The organism is Methylobacterium sp. W2, assembly GCF_020662345.1.
GTDB lineage: Bacteria > Pseudomonadota > Alphaproteobacteria > Rhizobiales > Beijerinckiaceae > Methylobacterium.
This window is the reverse complement of record NZ_VMOA01000043.1, coordinates 1-21,339: the sequence shown is the minus strand read 5'-3', so window position 1 is coordinate 21,339 and position 21,339 is coordinate 1. Positions and strand designations below refer to the sequence as shown.

The 21,339-nt window shown below is 65.3% G+C and carries 11 protein-coding genes and 5 pseudogenes; 12 read left to right on the top strand and 4 right to left on the bottom strand.

Annotated elements, in window-relative coordinates; all coding sequences use genetic code 11:
• Nucleotides 1-146: 146 nt before the first annotated feature.
• From FPV16_RS20345 to FPV16_RS20330, 4 genes and pseudogenes are all read left to right on the top strand, one after another.
• On the top strand, nucleotides 147-1,628 hold the full coding sequence (locus tag FPV16_RS20345; protein WP_227440177.1) for a DUF2252 domain-containing protein: 1,482 nt from the start codon (nucleotides 147-149) through the stop codon (nucleotides 1,626-1,628).
• Nucleotides 1,629-1,975: 347 nt separating this feature from the next.
• Nucleotides 1,976-2,377, top strand: a pseudogene (locus tag FPV16_RS20340) (IS21 family transposase); the annotation flags it as partial.
• A 96-nt stretch (nucleotides 2,378-2,473) separates the two neighbouring features.
• A pseudogene (locus FPV16_RS20335) lies at nucleotides 2,474-2,698 on the top strand (ATP-binding protein); the annotation flags it as partial.
• Nucleotides 2,699-2,852: 154 nt separating this feature from the next.
• Nucleotides 2,853-3,284, top strand: a pseudogene (locus FPV16_RS20330) (IS630 family transposase); the annotation flags it as partial.
• A 33-nt stretch (nucleotides 3,285-3,317) separates the two neighbouring features.
• On the opposite strand, the gene FPV16_RS20325 reads toward FPV16_RS20330, so the two are convergent.
• The 3 genes from FPV16_RS20325 to FPV16_RS20315 form a co-directional block, all read right to left on the bottom strand.
• On the bottom strand, nucleotides 3,318-5,888 hold the full coding sequence (locus FPV16_RS20325) for a TonB-dependent siderophore receptor (RefSeq protein WP_227440176.1): 2,571 nt from the start codon (nucleotides 5,886-5,888) through the stop codon (nucleotides 3,318-3,320).
• An 83-nt stretch (nucleotides 5,889-5,971) separates the two neighbouring features.
• Entirely contained in the window at nucleotides 5,972-6,979 is a 1,008-nt protein-coding gene (locus FPV16_RS20320; RefSeq protein WP_227440175.1) for a FecR family protein, read from the bottom strand.
• 207 nt (nucleotides 6,980-7,186) lie between these two features.
• Entirely contained in the window at nucleotides 7,187-7,789 is a 603-nt protein-coding gene (locus tag FPV16_RS20315; RefSeq protein WP_227440174.1) for an RNA polymerase sigma factor, read from the bottom strand.
• A gap of 971 nt (nucleotides 7,790-8,760) precedes the next feature.
• Here FPV16_RS20315 and FPV16_RS20310 point away from each other — a divergent pair.
• Nucleotides 8,761-10,287, top strand: coding sequence for a site-specific integrase (locus FPV16_RS20310; protein ID WP_227440173.1), 1,527 nt, complete (start codon nucleotides 8,761-8,763; stop codon nucleotides 10,285-10,287).
• Between the two features lie 184 nt (nucleotides 10,288-10,471).
• On the opposite strand, the gene FPV16_RS20305 is transcribed toward FPV16_RS20310, so the two are convergent.
• On the bottom strand, nucleotides 10,472-10,780 hold the full coding sequence (locus FPV16_RS20305) for an ATP-binding protein (RefSeq protein ID WP_227440172.1): 309 nt from the start codon (nucleotides 10,778-10,780) through the stop codon (nucleotides 10,472-10,474).
• On the opposite strand from FPV16_RS20305, the gene istA reads away from it, so the two are divergent.
• From istA to bcsA, 7 genes and pseudogenes are all read left to right on the top strand, one after another.
• A complete protein-coding gene (gene istA / locus FPV16_RS20300) occupies nucleotides 10,730-12,061 on the top strand; it encodes an IS21 family transposase (protein ID WP_227440171.1) in 1,332 nt (443 codons plus the stop codon). The two genes, FPV16_RS20305 and istA, sit on opposite strands and share 51 nt — an antisense overlap.
• Nucleotides 12,058-12,949: pseudogene (istB, locus tag FPV16_RS20295) on the top strand (IS21-like element helper ATPase IstB). The gene istA and the pseudogene istB overlap by 4 nt, the downstream one beginning before the upstream one ends.
• A 313-nt stretch (nucleotides 12,950-13,262) precedes the next feature.
• Nucleotides 13,263-13,581 (top strand): annotated as a pseudogene (locus FPV16_RS20290) (transposase); the annotation flags it as partial.
• Between the two features lie 181 nt (nucleotides 13,582-13,762).
• Entirely contained in the window at nucleotides 13,763-14,821 is a 1,059-nt protein-coding gene (locus FPV16_RS20285; protein WP_227440170.1) for a zinc ribbon domain-containing protein, read from the top strand.
• Between the two features lie 210 nt (nucleotides 14,822-15,031).
• Entirely contained in the window at nucleotides 15,032-17,593 is a 2,562-nt protein-coding gene (locus FPV16_RS20280; protein WP_227440169.1) for a response regulator, read from the top strand.
• A 449-nt stretch (nucleotides 17,594-18,042) separates the two neighbouring features.
• A complete protein-coding gene (gene bcsS, locus FPV16_RS20275; RefSeq protein ID WP_413629326.1) occupies nucleotides 18,043-18,792 on the top strand; it encodes a cellulose biosynthesis protein BcsS in 750 nt (249 codons plus the stop codon).
• A 288-nt stretch (nucleotides 18,793-19,080) separates the two neighbouring features.
• Nucleotides 19,081-21,339: UDP-forming cellulose synthase catalytic subunit (gene bcsA / locus FPV16_RS20270; protein ID WP_227440168.1), on the top strand; the 2,259-nt coding region annotated here is incomplete at its 3' end.

Below are 21,339 nucleotides of genomic sequence, written 5' to 3'. Positions count from 1 at the left end.
AGCGATGCGTCCGCCCGCAAAGATCTTGAAGCCTGTTCTCGATGATGTGTTTCGCCGATTGCCGAATTTCTGCGCCCGCCGCCGGCATTGCGTTAATCGCGGTTCGTCTCCCGTTCTAATCCACCGCTTTGAGAAGGATCTGCGACTTGGATCGATCGACGGATATCTCGGATGTCACGCATGTCGAGCCGAGCGAGACTGCGCCGGACGCTGTCCTCGAGCCGCTGGCGGACTTCCCTCATATTGATCTTCGCACCGGCGTAGAGCCCTGGGAAAAACGCCGGGCCGCCGGCAAGACCTTGCGGGCAAAAGTGCCTCATGCAGTCCATGCTTCTCTCAACACGGGCTCTGACCGCCCCGATCCGGTCTCGCTGATCGAGGGCGCGCATGAGGGCAGGCAAACCCATCTGATCCCGCTGAGGATCGCCCGGATGGCGAGCTCTCCCTTCGCATTCCTACGCGGTGCAGCGCATGTGATGGCCTGGGACTTGGCACAGGGCGCACGTGGTGCGATCGACGTCGTCATGAACGGTGACGCGCACATCTCGAATTTCGGGTTGTTCGGGACTCCGCAGGGCGAAGTGGTGTTCGATCTCAACGATTTCGACGAGGTGACGATCGGACCTTGGGAATGGGATCTGAAACGGCTCTGCGCCAGTGTCGAAGTGGCGGCGCGTGACGATGGTGTGCGGGCCTTGGAACGGCGGGAGGCCGTGCTCGCGGCCGTGGCCGGGTATCAACATACCATGGACGATCTGGCGCCCCGCGGCTCCCTTGATGTGTGGCAGCGAGCGGCGCGGGCCGACCAGCTCGAATTTTCGGGTATCGAGATCGACGCGCAATCCCAGACGGTAGTGCGCAAAGCCGTCGAGAAGGCGCGCCGCAAGAACAACAAGAGCCTGCTCGACCGGGTTGGCGAGCGGCGCACGGATGGCAGCTGGCGGTTTCGCGAGGAACCGCCAATCCTGATGCGCGTCGATGAGACTACGCGCCAGAACGTAATCTCGGGCCTCGAACGCTACGCCGAGACCTTACCGCGCGAGCGCCGCTTCATGCTCAACCGCTATCACGTGGTGGACGTGGCCCATCGGGTGGTCGGGGTCGGAAGTGTTGGAACCCGCGCCTACGTGGCCCTGCTCTGCGGCAATTCCGATCAGGATGCGCTCTTCCTTCAGGTCAAGGAGGCGGTTCGACCGGCCCATGCGCCCTATCTCGTCGGCATGCCCGAACCTTATGCGAGCCACGAGGGCGAGCGCGTCATCTACGGGCAGAAGCTCCTGCAGGCGGTGGGAGACCCCCTGCTTGGTTGGACGTCGATCGACGACCGGCCCTTCTATGTCCGTCAGATGAAAAACATGAAGGGGGAGATCCCCATCGCCAGGATGGCAGGGCAACCCCTGCTGTATTTTTCCCACGCCTATGGGGCGCTCCTCGCCCGCGCACATGCCCGCACGGGCGATGCGGCGGCGATTGCTGGCTATTGTGGTCATGACGGACGCGCGGATCTGCGCGAAGCGTTCGCGGATTGGGCACACGCTTACGGGGATCAGAACGAAGCGGACTATCATGCATTTCTGTCCGCGATCTCAGCTGGCAGGCTCAAGGTTGCACAGGACGCCTGCCTTTAACCGATGGGACGGCTACTTCAGTGTCGGACGTCTGAAACCGGCAGGCGCAGTGCCGAATGTGCCCCGCATGCCGTGGCGCGGTCGATTCCTGGCGCGGTCGATCCTAACCCCCTATCCCGTCCGGCCCATCACAACCGCTGAGCCTCATGTCAGCGTCACCAGCCCTCCAGATCGAACCCGGTAGCCCGCAGGCGTGGCGTGAGGCCTTCCTCGGCATGAAGCCGAGCGTGGGTCCTTGCGGAGGGCTGACGGCGAAGAGTTCGTCGGCAGGCCGCCAGCCGCAAGCGCCGCAGGCGGGTCGTGTGGCGGTAATTCATCCACGGTAGAGATGCTCTGACGAAACCCGCCACGAAGCGGGGACCGGAAAAGGGCGGGCGAACTTCGGCGCAAGTTGCGCTGAAACTCGGTTGGCCCGCGGTTCGCCGCTCCGGAACGGCGCATCGTTCAAGGACTGGGTGCTGCCGCCCGCCCTCGACCGGGTCCGAAGCAGGCTCGCTGGCAGTCCCGAAGGTGACCGGCAGACGGTGAAGATCCTTACCACCGTGCTCGGCGACGGGTTGTCGGCTGTCGAGGCGGCCTGTGCCGAGGCGCCGCGCGAGGGCGTCCACTCGGCCGATGTCGTCCTTAACATCCTCGCCCAGCAGCGTGAGCCGACCCCGCCCGTCACCATCCTGACGCGCGGGAGCCTGCGGCGGCGCTACGAGCCAGTCGCCGATTGTGCCCGCTACAACAGTCTAAGGAGCCCCCATGATGGAACGCCAGAACATCCTCGCCACCATGGGCGAGTTGAAGCTTTTCGGCATGAAGGCCACCTACGACTAGATCATCAAGGTCACGCTTAAGCGTACCTGCCGTTCGCGCAGTCGGGCGGCCAGCTCCTGTTCCACCTCATTAGCAAGCTCTACGAGACCACCTCGATCGTGGTCACCACCAACCTCGCCTTCGGGGAATGGCCCAGCGTGTTCGCCGGCGATGCCAAGATGACCGCGGCGCTGCTCGACCGGCTCACCCACCACTGCGAGATGGTCGAGACCGGCAATGAGAGCTGGCGCTTCAAGAACCGCGCCTGAGGCCGACGCACACGTCACGCCTGCTGGACCCCTGATCAGCCCAGCTGCGCCACCCCGACCCGCTTCGCAGGGCTGATCAGGGGCGTCCCGCCATACCCATCAAGGGGGTCAAAGTTCGACGCCGATCCAGGGTCGATGTTCAACGCTGTTTGACAGCCGCCCCTCCGCGCCCAAGGACCAGCGTACCGCCTCCGCCTACATCTTCGGCGCGATCTGCCCCGAGAAGGGCAAGGGGGCCGGCTTGGTCATGCCCCGTTGCGACACCCCGGCAATGAACGAGCATCTCGCCGAGATCAGCCGCGCCGTTGATACGGGGGCGCACGCTGTGCTGATCCTCGATGGCGCGGGCTGGCACATCGCCGGCGACCTCATGGTCCCCGCTAACATCACCTTGGTGCCGCTGCCGTCCCATGCGCCCGAACTCAACCTGGTCGAGACTGTCTGGCAGTTCATGCGCGACAAGTGGCTCGGCGACATGATCTTCACCTCCGACGAGGACTATCTCGATCAATGCTGCGCAGCCTGGAGCAAACTCGTTGCCCAGCTTCGGAAAATCATGTCCCTCGGACTGGGCAACTGGGCTTATAGTTTATGGTCTACGCAGATTGGTATTAGATACTTACCAACGGTAGCGCAACGTCGCCAGCACGGTTTGACGATTGCCGTAGAAGCAGCCGGTTGCGGCGATGCAGGTCGATACGTAGGTCTTATCGAACAGATTCGTCGCATTGACGGCGAGATCTACCCCTTTGAGCGCTGGATAGCGGTAGCCGAAATCATACCGAACGGCCGCGTCGACCAGGGTGACGACCGGGATATGATAGAGGTTGGCGTTGTCCCCCACCGATGCCCCGATGTAGCGCACGCCCGCCCCGAGACCGAGCCCGGCCCAATCGCCGGTTCGGACTGTGTAGTCGAGCCAGGCCGCCGCCTGGTGCTGGGGTACGAAGGGGAGTTCGTTCCCGATGATGCTTGCCCCGGCCGCATTCGCATTCGCCTTGGTGATCTCGCTGTTCATGGTGGCGTAGGAGGCGATCAGGTCGAGGCTCTCGGTCAGGCTGGCCTTGACCTCCAGTTCCACGCCGCGGACGCGGGCCTCACCGGTCTGCGTATTGAACCGGAAATCCGACTGGTCCGGTGTCAGAACGTTCTTCTGAGTCAGATCGAACACCGTTCCCGTCATGAGGAGGTTCGTGCCGGGCGGCTGAAACTTGATACCGCCTTCGATCTGCTCACCCTCCGTCGGTGCGAAGGGCTGACCGGCTCGATCCGTTCCGGCCGTGGGTTGGAACGAGGTCGCGTAGCTGATGTAGGGGGCCAAGCCGCCATCCAGGAGGTAGCTCAGCCCGACGCGGCCCGTGAAAGCGGCGTCATCCTGTTTCACTCGCGTGAGCGTACCGTTCGCGGCATTCGTCGTGCGGGTCACCGCGTCGGCCCAGTCCTGACGCCCGCTGACGGTCAGGCGGAAGCCTCCGAAGCGGATCTCGTCCTGCGCGTAGAGTCCGGTCTGGTTTCGTCCCTGGGTGATCCGCGTACCGAGCGGGGGGCGCGTGACCGTGCCGGCATAGACCGGGGCGAACACGTCGACGGATGGCACGATCCGTAGCTGGGACTCGTCGTACCGGGCGTCTTCGCGCAGGTAGTCCGCACCGAGGAGAAGCGTATGCGCGAAGGGGCCGGTGGAGAAGCGGGCTTCGGCCTGGTTGTCGATGTTGAACAGGTCCGACCGCTCCGGGAAGGCCCAGGCGTAGCGGGAGAGCGTGCTGTTATCAGCACCGAGGCCGATCGCCTGCACACGCTGGGTATTGGCGTCGACATGCGAGTAACGCAGATTCTGCCGGACGGTCCAGACGTCGTTGAAGCGATGCTCGAACGCATATCCAATGAAGCCCTGCTGCAGCTTGAACCGGTCGTAATTCGGTTCTCCGATAAAGCGGTTCGTAGGGATGCGGCCCTTCGGGTTCGCGTAGAGCGTGCCGAGGGCGGGCAGGCCCTGCGGCGCTCCGCCTCCGGGCGAGTCGATGTTGAGATACTGCGACAGGATCGTCAGGGACGTATCGGCATCCGGCCGCAGGGTGAGGCTCGGCGCGATGAAGACGCGGTCTTCCTCGAGATAGTCGAGCTGCGTCCCCGTGGTGCGGGCCAGACCAGTCAGTCGATAGAGGATCTTGCCCTCAGGATCGATCGGCCCGGACAGGTCGAAGGCGGCCTGCGCACGCCCGAAACTGCCGGTCTGGAGTTGGATTTCACGCAGCGGCGTCGCCGTCGGGCGCTTGCTCACGAGGTTGAGCAGGCCCCCCGGGGAATTCTGACCATATAGTCCCGATGACGGCCCCTTCAGCAGTTCGACACGCTCGAGACCATAGGATTCGACACGCGGTTGCGAGTAGCCTCGGGCTCCGAAGGGTAGCCGCAATCCATCAAGGTAGCGGCCCGGCACGAAGCCGCGGACATAGAGCCAATCATAGCGCACATCCGTGCCGTACTGGTTCATCACGCCGGGCGTGTAGAGCAGGGCCTGACTGACGCTCTGGGCCTGACGATCCTCGATTTCCTTACGCCCGACCACGTTGATGGCCTGTGGGGTCTCCAGGATCGGCGTTCCGGTTTTGGTCGCGGTGGCGCTGCGGCGGGCGACATAGCCGTGGACGGGACCGATGGCGTTCTCGCCCGTCACCTCCAGCACGTCGAGGGCAACGGCCCCGGCCTGATCCGGGGCGACGACATCGGCCTGTGCTACCACGCGCAGGAGGGTGGCGGAGCGTTCGGCGGTGAACTGGGGTGTCAATCCCGTGCCGGCCAGGAGCCGCCGCAACCCTTCCGCACGGTCGTAGCGTCCGACGACCGCGACCGAGCGCAGATGTCGGGTGGCGCTGCTGTCATAGATCAGCTGAACGCCGCTGGCCGCGCCATAGGCTGCGAGCGCTTCGTCGAGGGGCATGGCGGGAAGAGCGAAGTCGATCGCCGCGTCCTGGACCGGCATGAGCGCCGATGCCTGGACGAGGTGTGGTCGACCCATCGCTGCGGCCGGGCCGGCATGCTCGATCGCCGCCGACGCCGGAGCCGGCATGGCGGCGACCAATGTCGCGAGACCGCTCAATCCAATGGCCATCCGGTACTGGTCCCGTCCCCGGTCTTGTCTGCTACGCCGCACCGTCATCAGCCCCATCGTCTCAAGGCGGCTTGCCACCGCTGTGCAACGGGTCGTGATCGCCCGTCTGATTCCTGAGACGCTGCGGAGCCTGTCACCCCGCAAGAAAAGTCCGTGACGGGTCAGCGCAGGATGACGAGCCGATCGCTGAGCCTGAATTCGGAGAGGGCGAGGGCGGTGCGGATGCCCGTGAGAGCCTCCTCCGGACGGGACAGGTGGAAGATGCCCGTCACCCGCCGGACGGAAGCCGCCGAACTACCCAGCACGATCCGACCGGGGCGATAGCGGTTGAGATCGGCGACCACCTGAGACAACGGAGTGTCACGGAACACGAGAAGGCCGCGCCGCCACGCCGCTGTCGTCGCCGGGTCGATGGAATGAACGTCCCCCGCCCCGCGCTTCGTGTCGACGCCCTGGCCGGCGGCCAGCACGATCAGCGGCGCGCCCGGTTCCGCGACCATTTCGACGGAGCCGGAGAGGCAGAAGAGTTCGGCGTCCCTCCCGCCGGTCCAGCCGGTGAGCCCCTTGGCCGGATGGCAGCGAACGACGAACTCCGTCGCCGTCCGAGGCCGCGTAGCCACATGCGTCGGACCGACCGCGAGGGAGATCGGACGCGCATCGGCGGGGACCGTGACGGCGACAGCTCCCGCACGGAGGATAAGGGTGCCGGGTTCGGCCGTACTGGCATCGAGGGCAGTTTCGGCATCGAGCTCGATCCGGACCCCTCCCGGCAGATAGACCGTCCGCACCTCTCCGGTGCCGGTTCGGAAATCCGCACTCAGTTCGGGCCAGCTTACAAGGAAGGCAGCCCCACTCGCGGCGATGGAGGCCGAGACGATGCCCAGACCCGCGCCCCGGAGAATCCGGCGGCGGGAGATGTCACGCGGTGCCAAACGGACAAGGCCGGGGGCGACCTGCTTCGGGAGCGCGATACCGGCTTGGCGCCACAGCTTCGACGCGGCAACGAAGGCGGCATCGTGCTCGGGCCGCGCGCGCCATGCGGTAAGGGCCTCGGCATCGGCGTGCGTTGCCGTCCCGGACGTCAATCTGACGATCCAGGCACGAGCCTCGCGTTCGACGGCCGCTAGGTCGCCGGACCCATCTTCACGATCGTGATCCCCGGCGATCATAGCCTTCGCGCCTTCTCCTCGTGGGCACGCCGCAAGAGCATTCCGAGATTGCGGCGTGCAAGGGCCACTCTCCCGGGACGACGGCGTGGACAGCCTCTCCAACCAGTTGCTTGGAGCCTTTGCTCGGCATCGGCATGGCTCTGCAACACAGCCCCTCTGTTGCGGGCCGATACGTTGGAAGACGCCACCGCCGGTGCCGCCCCGCAATCAGCGTCCATGGTGATCGATCCGTAGGCGCTCGGCGCAATGGTCCAGTGCCATCCGAACCTCCGATTCGACTGTGCGCAGCGAAACACCGAGATGCGCAGCTATGGCCGCATGGCTCATGCCCTCGATCCGGCTGAGACGGAATGCGGTCGCCCGGCGAGGCGGCAACTCGGACAGCGCCTGCGTCAGAAGGCGGAGATCGGCACGGGCCTTGGCATCCCGGTTCGGTCCCGGTGCGTCGTCCGGCACCGAAAGATGGCTGGCAATGTCCTCCGCGGTGAGCACGCGTGCCCGACGTGCCTCGGCTCGCCGATGATCGATCGCCAAATTCGCCGCGACCTTGAACAGGAATGCGCGTTCGTTCTGCAGCGGGGGATCGTCCAGGGCGATGTGAGCAACGCGAAGAAACGTCTCGTGCGCCAGATCGGAAGCCTCGTGAACGCCCACCTTCCGGCCGAGAAACCGCAACAGCGCCTCGCGATGGGTGCGATAGAGAATGCCGAGCCGGGACTCCTGTTCGGATTGCGTTCGGGAAACGCGGAGCATTTCGAATGCCGAGCTAAAGCATCTCGGAGCAGATGCACATAAAAGATCGGATTGCAAAATTCGGATACACACACAAGAGATAAATTACGCAAAGCAGCAATGTCCTCAACATTAGAATTGATACAATTAAATATTTCTGCAGCTGAAGGTAACCGAACGCCGCCTTATCTAGCATGGGCATGCCAATCCATTGGCACAGTAAGCCGCCTTGGAAAAATAAGACACTGGGATATAAACGCGGTTCAGTTTGTGTGCCGAACTGAAACATTTGAAATTCGCAATATTTAAGTTTTAAAAATTTTCTGACAAGCAAATTATGTGCTAACTATTAAGTTTTTGCGCTAATCAAGCAAACGACCGTTTCCGAATAGTTGGCAACTAATCATTTACAAGCTAAGACAGGTAACGATGCTGGTATTCCAGCCGGGTGACCTCTTCCGTAGATTCCCACCCTGCGCCGGTGCATCGAAATGCTACTTGCCCCCGTTATCTCGAGAATAACGCCTTTCTGGCTCAACAACATGGCCCTCGTGTGCCGAAACCTAGCTACGCTCAGGCGATGTCGCAGTAATAGGCGCGTCCGATATTGCCACACCCGTGACAAAATTGATCTGAAAGACACGCCGGCACACTTCTCAAGAGGTCGCGATCACTGATCTGATTGGCACAAGACACCGGTCAGGTTAGAAACGAACGCAAGAAAAGATCTTGGGTGATTTGAACACGGTTCGAATTCTACGTTATGCCTAGACTTTCGCTTCATGAATGCTGTTAGGCCTGAGCTCACGGGTTCTGCCGCTTGTCAACCATGCCTCCCTGGCACATTCTGGGTTTGACGAGTACACCGAAACGCTGCTACGAAGCTGGCATAGAGCGCCTGAAGAAGCCGTGTGTTTATAGGGCATTAGGGGCGGTGGCGGCGAATCCCCCCCTCTCCGCCATTCAGCCTGAAAAGCCTTTATTTTCAGACGTTCCCAAGGGAAACAGCGACTTCGTGGCCGTCCGGTGGTACACACGTGGTTCTGGCAATGTCGCGTCCCTGGCCCCATCCGAAGACCGGTGTTTTCTGGTTCCGCAAGCGGATCCCGAAGGACCTCATGGCGCTCGTGGGCAAGCGTGAGGAGAAGGCGAGCCTCGGGACGAAGGACGTCGGCGAGGCCAAGCGCCGCCATGTTGCCCATCCGGCAGTCGTCGAGGCCCGGTGGGCGAACCTACGGGCTGGCGTGCGGCAGCTGAGCCTTCTTGAGGTCAACGCCATGGCGGGCGATTTCTACGAGAACCTCATTCCACAGTTTCAAGCCGGCAAATTCTCGCCGTCCTTCAATCTGATGTCTTCGGTGATGATCCACCGGTACGTCGACGATCCAAGCCCGGCACATCGCGCGGAGTTCTTGTGCTACCATGGCAAGGACATTGACGCCTACCTTGCGTGCAAGGGGCTGGTCATCCACCCGGATACGCGGGGCGCGCTGGATCTCGCGATAGCAAAGGCGATCCTCCAGGCCGTCGAGCAGAGCATGAAGTACTTCAGCGGGGATTTCAGTCCCGACCCGATGGCCGGGCGGTTCCCGAAGATTCCGGAAGTCGCCCCCACGGTCGTTCTGCCGCTGGAGGAATGGTTCGGAAAGTACGCCGAAGCTTCGAAGCTCGCGGCGTCCACCCGGAAGCGTTGGGAGCCTGCCTTGGCAACGCTGACCGCCTTCGTCGGGCATGACGACCTCGCTCGCGTCACGCCGGATCATGTCGCCGATTGGGTCGATGGACTTGCCGCGGACAAGCGAGCCGACAAAACCATCCGCGACGTCTACCTCGCTTCGGTGAAGGCACTCTTCGGATGGCTCCAGGGCAAGCGGAAGGTCGCGGCCAACCCTTGTGCGGGCATCAGGGTGAAAGTCGTGGAGGAGGTCGTGCTGCGCGACCGCGGCTTCACCGAGGCGGAGGCCTCGACCATCCTGGCGGCGGCCCTCGCGGACCAAGGCGGGCGCCTGAGCCCCGAGCATGCCGCGGCCCGGCGATGGGTTCCATGGCTGTGCGCATACTCAGGGGCACGGGTCGGAGAGATCACGCAATTGCGCCGCAAGGACGTGCGCCACGAGGGGGGCATACCGGTCTTCCGCATCACCCCCGAGGCGGGGACGGTGAAGACGAAGCGGTTCCGGGACGTCCCGATCCACCCGCATCTCGTCGAGATGGGCTTCCTCGACTACGTCGGCACACGGACGGGCCCCCTGTTCTACGACCCGACCCGGGGACGCGGCGGCTCGTCCGCCAACCCGTTATCGAAGAAAGTTGGCGAGCGGCTAGCGGCTTGGGTCCGGAAGCTCGGGATCGTCGACGTCGGCGTCGACCCCAACCACGGCTGGCGTCACAGCTTCAAGACGCGCGGTCGAAGAGGCGGGATGCGAGACTCGATCCTGGATGCCATCCAGGGACACGCGCCACAGACCGAAGGCCGAAAGTACGGAGGCTTCAAGGTCGACCTGATGGAGCGCGAGATGGAGTTGTTTCCGCGGTACGCCGTCGGCTCGACCGAACGCGAGGCCCTCCCCGTTTAGCCCCTCGAACACCGAGCATGACAGGCTGGTATCGTCATCATTCCGAGGTGAGTACGATGGCTGTAAAGGGCGGACCAATTCCAGGCCGTTGCGGCGGAGTAAAACCAGGCCAATGGCGGCTGGCTGTTTGAACGATGAAGGGGCCCGATCGGGCCCCTTCATCGTTCGTCGCCGATCGTGAAGCTCAAGTTGGCAGGATCTCGCCCGTCTCGGGATCGTGGGGGTCGGCCGTGGCCCGGTTTTGCTCCGCCCTGCCGTCGGCGCGACTGCGCCGGCTGCGGGAGGATTTGAGGCGGTAGCTGTCGCCGTTCAGGCTGAGGAGGCTGACGTGGTGGGTGAGCCGGTCGAGCAGCGCGCCGGTGAGCCGCTCCGCGCCCAGAACCGAGGTCCAGTCCTCGAACGGCAGGTTCGAGGTCACCACGGTGGAGCCGCGCTCGTAGCGTTGCGAGAAGGTCTCAAACAGCAACTCGGCCCCCGTCGGCGACAGCGGCACGTAGCCGACCTCATCCTGAGCCTGTCGAAGGATCGTCGACGATCAGGAGCTTCGCGCAAGCGAGTTCGCGCTGCAGCCGGACGGCTTTGGAAGGACCATGTCCGGATCGCACGCGCGAGCGGGCGAGAGACCTTCGTGCCGTTGGCGCACCCACCCGGCCACGCGCAGGTCGACTTCGGCGAAGCGATCGCCACCATCGGCGGCGTGCGCCGGAAGATCCACTTCTTCTGCATGGACCTGCCGCATTCCGACGCCTGCTTCGTGAAGGCGTATCCGCGGGAGACCACCGAGGCGTTCCTCGACGGGCACGTCGCCGCCGTCGGGTTCTTCGACGGCGTGCCGCTGTCGATCCTCTACGACAACACCAAGATCGCGGTCGCCAAGATCTGCGGCGGGGGTCAACGCGAGCGCACCCGGGCCTTCACCGAGCTGGTGAGCCACTACCTGTTCCGAGACCGCTTCGGGCGTCCAGGCAAGGGCAACGACAAGGGCAAGGTCGAAGGCCTGGTCAAGTACGCCCGGTCCAACTTCATGACCCCGGCCCCGGTAGCGGCGTCCTTCGAGGCGCTGAACGCGGATCTGGAGCGACGCTGTCGGACCCGGCAGGATGAGCGGGCCGGGCAGCATGCCGAGAGCATCGGCACGCGACTGGTCGCCGATGGTGCCGTCCTGCGTGCCCTGCCGGCGGTCCCGTTGGAGCCGTGCGAGAAGCGGGCTGGGCGCGTCTCCTCGACCGCGCTGTTTCGCTACCGCTGCAACGATTACTCGGTGCCAACCGCCTACGGCTTCCGGGACGTGCTGGTGAAGGGCTTCGTCGAGGAGGTCGTGGTCCTGTGTGCGGGGATCGAGATCGCCCGGCACCTGCGTAGCTACGGCACCGGTGTGTTCGTCTTCGATCCGCTGCATTACCTCGCGCTGATCGAGACCAAACCGAACGCTCTCGACCAGGCGGCCGCACTCCAGGGCTGGGATCTGCCCGAGGCGTTCCAGCACCTGCGCCACCTCCTGGAGGCGCGCATGGGCAACCGCAGCAAGCGCGAGTTCATCCAGGTGCTGCGCCTGATGGAGGCGATGCCCAAGGACGTCGTGGCTTCGGGCGTCACCCACGCGATCCGGCTCGGGGCGATCGGCTTCGACGCGGTCAAGCTGATCGCGCTGGCGCGGTTGGAGCGACGACCGCCCCGGCTCGACCTGGCGGCCTATCCGCATCTGCTGAAGGTCATGGTGAGGACGACCGTGGCCGCCGACTACACGGTGCTGGTGCCGGAGGTGGCGGCATGAGTACGACGCGTGACGAGACGATGCCGGGCGGCACCACCGGCGGCACGCCGGGGATCCTGCTCGCCCACCGCCTCAAGCAGCTGAAGCGGCCCACGGTGCTGCGCGAGTACGACAAGGTCGCCCGGGAGTGCGCCCAGGGCGGCATCGACCATCCGCGCTACCTGCTCCGTCTGGTCGAGCTGGAACTGATCGATCGCGAACGGCGCAGGGTCGAACGCCGGATCCGGTCGGCCCGTTTCCCGGCGGTGAAGAGCCTCGACACCTTCGACTTCACCGCGATCCCGAGCCTGAACAAGATGCTCGTGCTGGAGCTGGCGCGCTGCGGCTACATCCTTGGCCGGGAGAACGTCATCGCGCTCGGCAACTCCGGCACCGGAAAGACCCACATCGCCTTGGCTCTCGGCCTGGCGGCCTGTCAGAAGGGCTTCTCGGTCGCGTTCACCACCGCGGCCTCTCTGGTCAACCAGCTTCTGGAGGCCCGTGACGAGCGCCGTCTGCTCCGGCTGCAGCGCGAACTCGCTTGCGCTAAGCTCCTGATCGTCGACGATCCTTCGACAGGCTCAGGATGAGGTCGGCTACGTGCCGCTGTCGCCGACGGGGGCCGAGTTGCTGTTTGAGACCTTCTCGCAACGCTACGAGCGCGGCTCCACCGTGGTGACCTCGAACCTGCCGTTCGAGGACTGGACCTCGGTTCTGGGCGCGGAGCGGCTCACCGGCGCGCTGCTCGACCGGCTCACCCACCACGTCAGCCTCCTCAGCCTGAACGGCGACAGCTACCGCCTCAAATCCTCCCGCAGCCGGCGCAGTCGCGCCGACGGCAGGGCGGAGCAAAACCGGGCCACGGCCGACCCCCACGATCCCGAGACGGGCGAGATCCTGCCAACTTGAGCTTCACGATCGGGCCCCTTCATCGTTCAAACAGCCAGCCGCCATTGGCCTGGTTTTACTCCGCCGCAGCGGCCTGGAATTGGTCCGCCCTTTACAGAAGGACCCTGGCTTCGGCCGGGTGCATCCCGGCGTATGTCTGTGATGAGCGCGGCTATGCCATCTACGAGCGGACGGAAGCGTTGGATGCGGCCATGGCGCCATTTCCGCTTACAAACCGACCGGTGACAGGTTCGTAGGGTCTGAACCGAGCCAAGATATTGCTGAGACTGTGATTTTGTGATTCACGCCGTCCGTTCTCAGCGTGGAGGCGATGATGGCGGACCTGCTCTGGCTCTCAGATGATCAGTGGACGGTGATCAAGCCGTTCATGCCGGTCCACCAGCCCGGCCCCAAGCGCAAGGACGACCGGAAGATCGTCTCGGGCATCCTGCATTTGCTCAACTAGGGTTGCCGCTGGCGGAATTACCCAGTGGACTATGGTCTACAATCGCTTTGACCGGTGGTTTAGGCGGGGCTTCTGGCGGGGACTGCTGGCCGCCTTGGCCAAGGCTAGGTGGTCAGGTGAAGCGGCAGCCATCGACAACACTTACGTCAAAGCACATCGCTCCGCCCACGGCGGTAAAGGGGGGGCAGAGCGCAGGCCATCCCTGACCGGTGGGCGACACGGGACCATTCCCGGCTCGGGCCTGTTCCCGCGGATCGAAGGCGATTACACCCGGCAGCGCCGGATTCCGGCACCGTCACGCACGTGCGGCCAACCAACCCCGATTTCGCGGAGTCGGGAGAGGCGGGGCCTTCGACAGGACTCATCGTATGCGTTCCAGCCGCAGATTGTCCGAACGCTGGCTGACGCTCGGACTCTGGCTCATCGCCGTCCTCTTCGCCTGGTTCCTCATCGGCCTCGGCTCCCTCGTCGTCGGCGACCTGCCGCAGGTGGAGCACCGCCAGACCCTCGAACAGTTCCTCGACGGACCAACGGACGAGGCGGCGGTCGAGTCCCTGAAGCGGATCCGCCGGGAGCAGGACGACAACCGACGCCGGACGGAGCAGGAGCAGCTCGCCCTCGATGCCGCGCGCGCGGCCTCGGAGGCGGCACGCGAGACCTTCGCCAACTGGCTGAGGACCCGCGACGCGACGCAGCGCGTCGATCAGGATCCCGACCTGATCGCCCGGACGCAGGGCCTCGATGCCCTGAAGGGGGCCGAGCGGGCCATCGAGGAGCGGCTTGAAGCGTTGGCCAAGGCCCGCCTCGATCTCTCCGAGCTGGAGGAGCCGCTCACGCGGGCGGAGAGCGAACGGCGCATGGCGGCCCAGGTCAGGCTCGACGCCGCCGAGCGGGAGCAAGAGCTGCGCGTCTTCGGATATCGCCTCGCCCTGACGCTGCCGCTCCTGGCGCTGGCCGGCTGGCTGCTGCTCGAGCGACGGCGGAGCCGCAATTGGCCCTTCGTTTGGGGCTTTGCTTTCGCGGCGACCTTCGCGTTCTTCGTGGAGCTCGTCCCCTACCTGCCGAGCTATGGCGGCTACGTGCAATACGGTGTCGGCGTCCTCGTGACCCTCATCGCAGGCCGCGCCGCGATCGGCGCTCTGCAATCCTACAACGAGCGGCAGAAGCTCGCGGAAACGCGCCCGACCGAGGAGCGCCGGGGCGAGATCGCCACGGATCAGGCGCTGGAGCGCCTCGCCAAGAAATCCTGCCCAGGCTGCGAGCGGCCCATCGCTCTCGACGATCCGAGCCTGAACTTCTGCCCTCATTGCGGCCTTGGCGCTTTCGAGCGCTGCCCCGCCTGCGACCACCGCAAAAGCACCTTCGAGCGCTTCTGCCGGGCGTGCGGCACACCCTCGGCCCTTGAGGTACGCCCGGTCGCCACGTGACGGCCGGGGGAACCCACGGCCCTCGCGGCTTTGGGAAAGGCCGGGGCGCACCGGCAAAAAATCCCGCTCCGTTCGAAACCCCTCAACGATTGCAACCCACTAACCGTCAAGCTTAAATGATTTTTAACGCTGATCGGTGTGTTTGATGGAGGCCTGGCAGTCTGGAACGCTGTCTCGGTGTGATGTCGAGAACGATCAGCGTGAGATGAGATGAAGAAGCTCGGCTTGAGCCTGATGTCGCTGAAGTCGCTCTATGCCCTGGTGGCGGGGGCCTCCGCGCTCGTCGGCATCGCCGTCGTCGCGGGCAGCATGACGATCTCCAGCCTGAACCGGACCGACGCGCGCAAGCCCCTCGATGCCGCCCAGACCTCCCAGCGCTTCGCCGCCGCGGTCGATCGTGGGGTCTATGACGTCGTCCAGGACCTCAAGACCCTCGCGATCACCCTGAAACAGGCGTCTCCGCGCCTCGATGCGGATGAACTGCAGCCGGTCCTGAGCGCCTGGCTCAGGTTGCGCCCCGATTATGCCGAACTCAACCTCGTGGCCCCGAATGGCCGCGTGAAGGTCGCCGGCAACGATCTCGGCTTCGGCCGGGACGTGTCCGGCCGGTCCTGGTTCCTGCGGGCCAGGACCTCCCAGGCCATCGTCGCCGTCCCGTCCCCGGGGGCCAGTGGCCAGACCGTCTTCGACATCGCGCTCCCGATTTCGGCAAGTGTGTCTGCGGGCGAGGATATCCTCGTCGCGCGCCTCAACGAGGCGTGGCTCGGCGACATCCAGGACAAGGTGCTCGGGCCGTCTCGCGTGACGGGCGGTGCCATGGGCCTGTTCGTCCTCGGCGCCGACGCGCGGCCCGGTTCGGGTCTCATGGCGCAACAGGCGGCCGGCGCACGGGAGGTGGTGGAACAGGCGACGCCGAGTGCGGGATTCCGCGATCTCGGCCCATCGGGCTGGCTCGCCGTGGCGCGGGTGCCGAATGCCGGGCTGCCGCGGAGCCTCGAGGCGTCCCTGCCCGACAACGGGAGCGTGGCGCTATGGCTCGCCGTCTGCCTCCTGACGGCCTGCGCCGGCTGGGTCGTCGGCGACCGCATCGTGCGGCGGCTCAAGCTGATCGGGGAGAGCGAGCAGGGCGTCTCGTCGCCCTCGCGCATCGCGGAACTGCTGGAACACGAGGAGCGCCTCGTCGCACGGGAGCGCAGCGGCGTCCGCGCCCTGCAGGAGACGCGCTCGGCCCTCTCGCGCATCCGGGAGCGCTTCCGCACCTTCGAGGCCATGTCGGGCTGGACCTACTGGGAGATCGACATCGATTCCGGCAGCGTCACCTGGTCCGATCCCGCCACGCGTTCGACCCATGCCGTCCCGGACCGCGCCGTCGCCCTCACCGACCTGAAGAGCGGCATCGCCCCGGACGACCGCGACCTCATGGATTTCACGATGCAGGCGGCGCTGGATCAGCCGGGCCCGCACGACGTCGTTCTGCACACCACCGGGAGCATGGCGGAGAATGGCCAGCGTCGCCTCTTCGTTCGCTTCATTCGCGCCGAGGGCGACACGCAGACGGCCAAGCCCACAATCCTGCATGCGCTGAGCCGCGAATTCGTCGGGGAGACCGTCAAGGACGCGGATCTCGTCGGCGGCTCGCAGGCGGATGGCGGCGCGTCTCCGATCGAGCGCCGTCGCCGGGAGAGCGATGCTCCCGCGGAATCCCGCACCGGCACCGTCCTGCGCAAGGTGGTGGATGGGGTGATCCACGACTTCAACAACGTTCTCACCGTCGTCATCGCCAATCTCGCGACCCTTCAACGGCGCCATGATCTTCCCTCGGATCAGGGGCGCCTGATCGATGCCGCCCTGGCGGGCGCGCACCGCGGATCGAGCCTGACCCGACGCCTCGTCAACTTCGTGCGCCGTGACGATACCGGCCTTCAGGAAACCGATGTCGGTGTGACGCTGGCCGCCTTCGGCCCGTTCCTCGGCGCCAACGTGCTGCATCAGACCACGGTCGAGACCCGCGTCCGCCCGGGACTGGCCAAGGTGCTGTGCAGCGAGAAGGTCTTGGAGGCCGTCCTCCTCAACCTCGCTTTCCATGTCCGCGACATCGGGTCGGAAGGGTTCGCCATCGGCGCCGACGAGAAGGTGCTCACGGACGACGAGGGCATCGCCCTCGCCTCCGGCCGCTACGTGCGGATCGTCCTGGCCAGCGGAACGCCGGGCCGCCATGCCGCTGAGATGCCATCGAGCGACAGCGAGGCGACCAAGGCGGTGGCGGCTCTCCTCACCCAGGTCGGCGGTGGCTTTCGGCTGCTCTCGGATGGCAGCGGCGGCACGAGCTTCCTCGCCGAACTCTGGCTCCCGGCCGGGGAGGCGTCCTCCGAAACCGAGGCGTCGGAGGCCGGTGCGCGGATGCCCGCCCTTCGGGTTCTCCTCGTCGACAGCGACAGCCTCGTGCGCCAGAGCTTTGCCGATGCCCTCGTCGATCTCGGTCACGTCGTCGTCCAGGCCGGCTCGGCCGAGCATGCCCTGGCGCTCCTCGACGAGGCGAAGGATTACGACGTCCTGATCGCCGACTGGGCCATGCCCGTGGTGAGCGGGCTCCAACTGGCCGTGACGATGACCAACCGCCATCCCCAGATCCGCGTCATTCTCGCGAGCCCGGGGGGCCAGCTGCCGGCGAGTGCCCGGGCCTTCCTGCATATCGAGAAGCCGTTCCGCTATCCCGCCCTCGCAGCCGTCATGCGCGAGGCTACCCGGAAGGCCCCCTCGGCCGCGGCCTGAGGCGGGCCGGAGCCCATATCGTCCCGTGAGCGCCGGTTGAAGACATCGGCCGGCGTCGCCCCGAGGGACGCTCGCCGAGGGAGAGACGGGCCGATGGCCGGCCTCGTCCGGAGCGCGTCGAGTGGATCGCTCGCGTCGAATACGCCGCCCCCTGCCTACACCATGACGAGCGGCCGTTCCTGGTGACGCGCGCCGTTCGGGGCTGCCGTGAGGCTCCGGCACTCGGTTCGGGGATCGGTTGCCCCGCGACGGATCAGTCTGCGTCCAATTACGGCACGGAAGGCAGTCAAGCCAAGCAAGTTTTGAGTAAGGTTTCGCGGGTCGGCAACTTCTTCGATGCTGTTAGGTCCTAGTTAACGTTGACGCAACATAAAGGAGCCAGCGTCGATGGTAACGATACCCGCTGAGGGATGCATCCGGGCGCATCGGGACAACAGGGTCGTGCCGCTATGAAGCGTTTTGCAGGTCTTACCGCTGTCCTCATCCCGGCCTTCCTCGGCGGGATGCCGGCACAGGCGGCGGATTGGTATACGGGTGCCGAGCCGGTCGCCCGCGACGATGCCTGGACGACGGCCGTGGATGCCTCGGCGTCGGTCACCTCGAACAGCTCGGCCTTCGGCTCGGTCACCGGCACGTTCGCGACGGAGGGCACCCTGCTTCAGAGCGGCCCGCGCGTCCGCGTCGAGGCCGTGGCCGGAACCTACAGCTATCCCGGTCAGGGGGTGGGCCAGCGGGTCGATGGCTACCAGCAGGAAGGCGCTCTCAGCGCCGGCTACGAGTGGATCTGGCGCGATGCCGCCCTGGCCGGCTTCGTCGGCTTCAACGTGCGGAGCAACCAGCTCTCGATCCTCGATCCGGGCAACCCGGTGGTCGGAACTGGCGTCGGCGCCAAGCTCGCCGCAAATTTCTATGCTCGGCCCTCGGAAAACACGATGGTCTCGGCCTTCGGCTCCTACTCGACGCAGTTCAGCGCCTATTACACGCGCTTCCGCGCCGGATACATGGTCGCCGACGGGGTGTATATCGGACCCGAGGTGATGTTCCTGGGCGACAGTTTCTTCAGCCAGTATCGCATCGGCGCCCATGTCACCGGCTTCTCCATCGGCCCGATCAAGATGGCCGTCGGCGTCGGCTACGTGAAGGACCGGATTCAGGGCGGCGGTTACTACTCCAGTGTGGAGGCCCGTGCCGCGTTCTGATGCCATATAGGCAGTGTTCCGTTTTGGTGCACCGCACTATCGTGCAGGGCCGCAGCGTCGCAGACGGCCAATTCTGGCCAAAACGACACATTAAAAACGCGATTTCTCTATTTCGAGCTTGGCAAGATAATCGCAACCGGTTGGCCGCACTCTGTGTGCGCGACCGGACTGGCGCTATCGGGGCGCGAGGATGCGCGAAGTTAAGCATCCTTCCTCACGACAGCTTCATCCAGCCGCGCGATACTTGCCGACGTCGACCCATTGCCCGCCCCCAGAGGGATACTCGTTTTGAGATCTGCATTGCGCTGGACCGTGTGGCTGGTGTCCACGGTCGCCGTACTCGCTCTGCTGAGCCAGCCGATCAGTACGCAGGATCAGCTCGCCATGAGCCTGTGCGCCATGGCGGCGATGATCGTGCTGTGGATCTTCTTCGACAACCCGCCGGCGCGGTTCGTCTTCCTGGCCCTCGGGAGCCTGGTGGTCCTGCGCTACATGTTCTGGCGCGTCACGAACACGCTGCCGTCCCCGTCCGATCCGGTGAGTTTCGGGTTCGGCCTCGTCCTGCTGCTGGGCGAGCTCTACTGCGTCTTCATCCTCTTCATCAGCCTCATCATCAACGCCGATCCGCTGCGCCGCAGCACGCCGCCCATGGGCGCGCCCGAGGACCTGCCCACCGTCGACATCTTCGTGCCGAGCTACAACGAGGATGCGGGGATCCTCTCGACCACCCTGTCCGCCGCCAAGCTCATCGACTACCCGGCCGACAAGCTCCACGTCTGGCTGCTCGACGACGGCGGCACCGACCAGAAATGCGCCGATCCCAACCCGGCCAAGGCGCAGGAGGCGATCCAGCGGCGCAGCGAGCTTCAGGCCCTGTGCATGGCGCTCGGCGTCACCTACCTGACCCGCTCGCGCAACCAGCACGCCAAGGCGGGCAACCTCAACAACGGCCTCAAGCATTCCCAGGGCGAGATCATCGTCGTCCTTGATGCCGACCACGTCCCGTTCCGCTCCTTCCTGCGGGAGACGATCGGGCATTTCGCCGCCGATCCGCGCCTGTTCCTGGTCCAGACCCCGCACGCCTTCCTCAATCCGGACCCGATCGAGCGGAACCTGCGCACCTTCGACCGCATGCCGTCCGAGAACGAGATGTTCTATTCGGTCACGCAGCGCGGCCTCGACAAGTGGAACGGGTCGTTCTTCTGCGGCTCGGCCGCCCTCCTGCGCCGGCGCGCGCTGGACGAGGCCGGCGGCTTCTCCGGCGTGACGATCACCGAGGATTGCGAGACCGCCTTCGAGCTGCATTCCCGCGGCTGGAACAGCATCTACGTGGACACGCCCCTCATCGCCGGCCTGCAGCCCGACACGCTGGTGGCCTTCATCGGCCAGCGCTCGCGCTGGTGCCAGGGCATGTTCCAGATCCTGATGCTCAAGAACCCGCTGTTCAAGCGCGGGCTCCACCCGATCCAGAAGCTCGCCTACCTGTCGAGCATGACGTTCTGGTTCTTCCCGGTGCCGCGCATGATCTTCATGTTCGCGCCCATGCTGCACATCTTCTTCGATCTGAAGATCTTCGTCGCCAGCGTCGACGAGTCGATCGCCTACACGGCGACCTACATCGTCATCAACCTCATGATGCAGAACTACGTCTACGGAAAATTCCGCTGGCCGTTCGTCTCGGAGCTCTACGAATACGTCCAGGGCCTCTATCTCTTCCGGGCCATCATTTCGGTGATCGTTTCGCCGCGCAAGCCGACCTTCAACGTCACGGCCAAGGGCGCCGCCCTCGACCAGGACCATCTCTCGCCGATGGCCTGGCCCTATTTCGCGGTCTACGGCCTTCTCCTCATCGGTTGCGGCACGGCCCTCTACCGCTACCTGTTCGAGCCCGGCGTCACCAACCTGATGCTGGTCGTGGGCCTGTGGAACTTCTTCAACCTCCTCACCGCCGGCGTGGCCCTCGGCGTGGCGGCCGAGCGCCGGACCACCGAGGCGAGCCCTTCGCTGGCGATCAACCGGCACGGGCGCCTCGTCTTCGGCGGTCGCGCCCTCGATGTGGCCATCGAGCGCGCCTCGGCGCTGGGCTGCACGATCCGTTTCGGGGCCGAGGGCCTGCCGCCGGGAGCCGGGAGCACCCACCGCATGGGCCAGCTCTCCGTGGTTCCCATCGACGGCGCGCCCGTGCAGGTGCCGCTGCCGGTGGAGATCGGCGAGATCACGCAATCCGGCGACGAGATGGTGGTCACGCTGCAGTTCCAGCCCCTCGATCCCAAGGGCTACGGAGCGCTAGCGGGGCTGATGTACGGCGATGCCGGCGCGCTCCTGCGCTTCCAGCAGAGCCGCCGCCGGCACAAGAACATCCTCTCCGGCACGCTGCAGCTGATCTGGTGGGGCCTGGTCGAGCCGTTCCGCGCGGCGAGCTATGCCTTCAAGTCCGGGCCCGCCTCGACGGAGGAGACCGTGGCCAAGTCCGCCAAGGCGCCGGCCGTACTGCCGAAGCCGGAGGCGAAGGCCCCCCTCCTGGCCCAGCGCCCGGCGCCCTTCACC

Coding starts and splice junctions, on each gene's coding strand:
- FPV16_RS20310 (WP_227440173.1), top strand. CDS start 8,761: ATGTCGCGTCCCTGGCCCCATCCGAAGACCGGTGTTTTCTGGTTCCGC.
- bcsS (WP_413629326.1), top strand. CDS start 18,043: ATGAAGCGTTTTGCAGGTCTTACCGCTGTCCTCATCCCGGCCTTCCTC.
- FPV16_RS20320 (WP_227440175.1), bottom strand. CDS start 6,979: ATGATCGCCGGGGATCACGATCGTGAAGATGGGTCCGGCGACCTAGCG.
- FPV16_RS20280 (WP_227440169.1), top strand. CDS start 15,032: ATGAAGAAGCTCGGCTTGAGCCTGATGTCGCTGAAGTCGCTCTATGCC.
- FPV16_RS20285 (WP_227440170.1), top strand. CDS start 13,763: ATGCGTTCCAGCCGCAGATTGTCCGAACGCTGGCTGACGCTCGGACTC.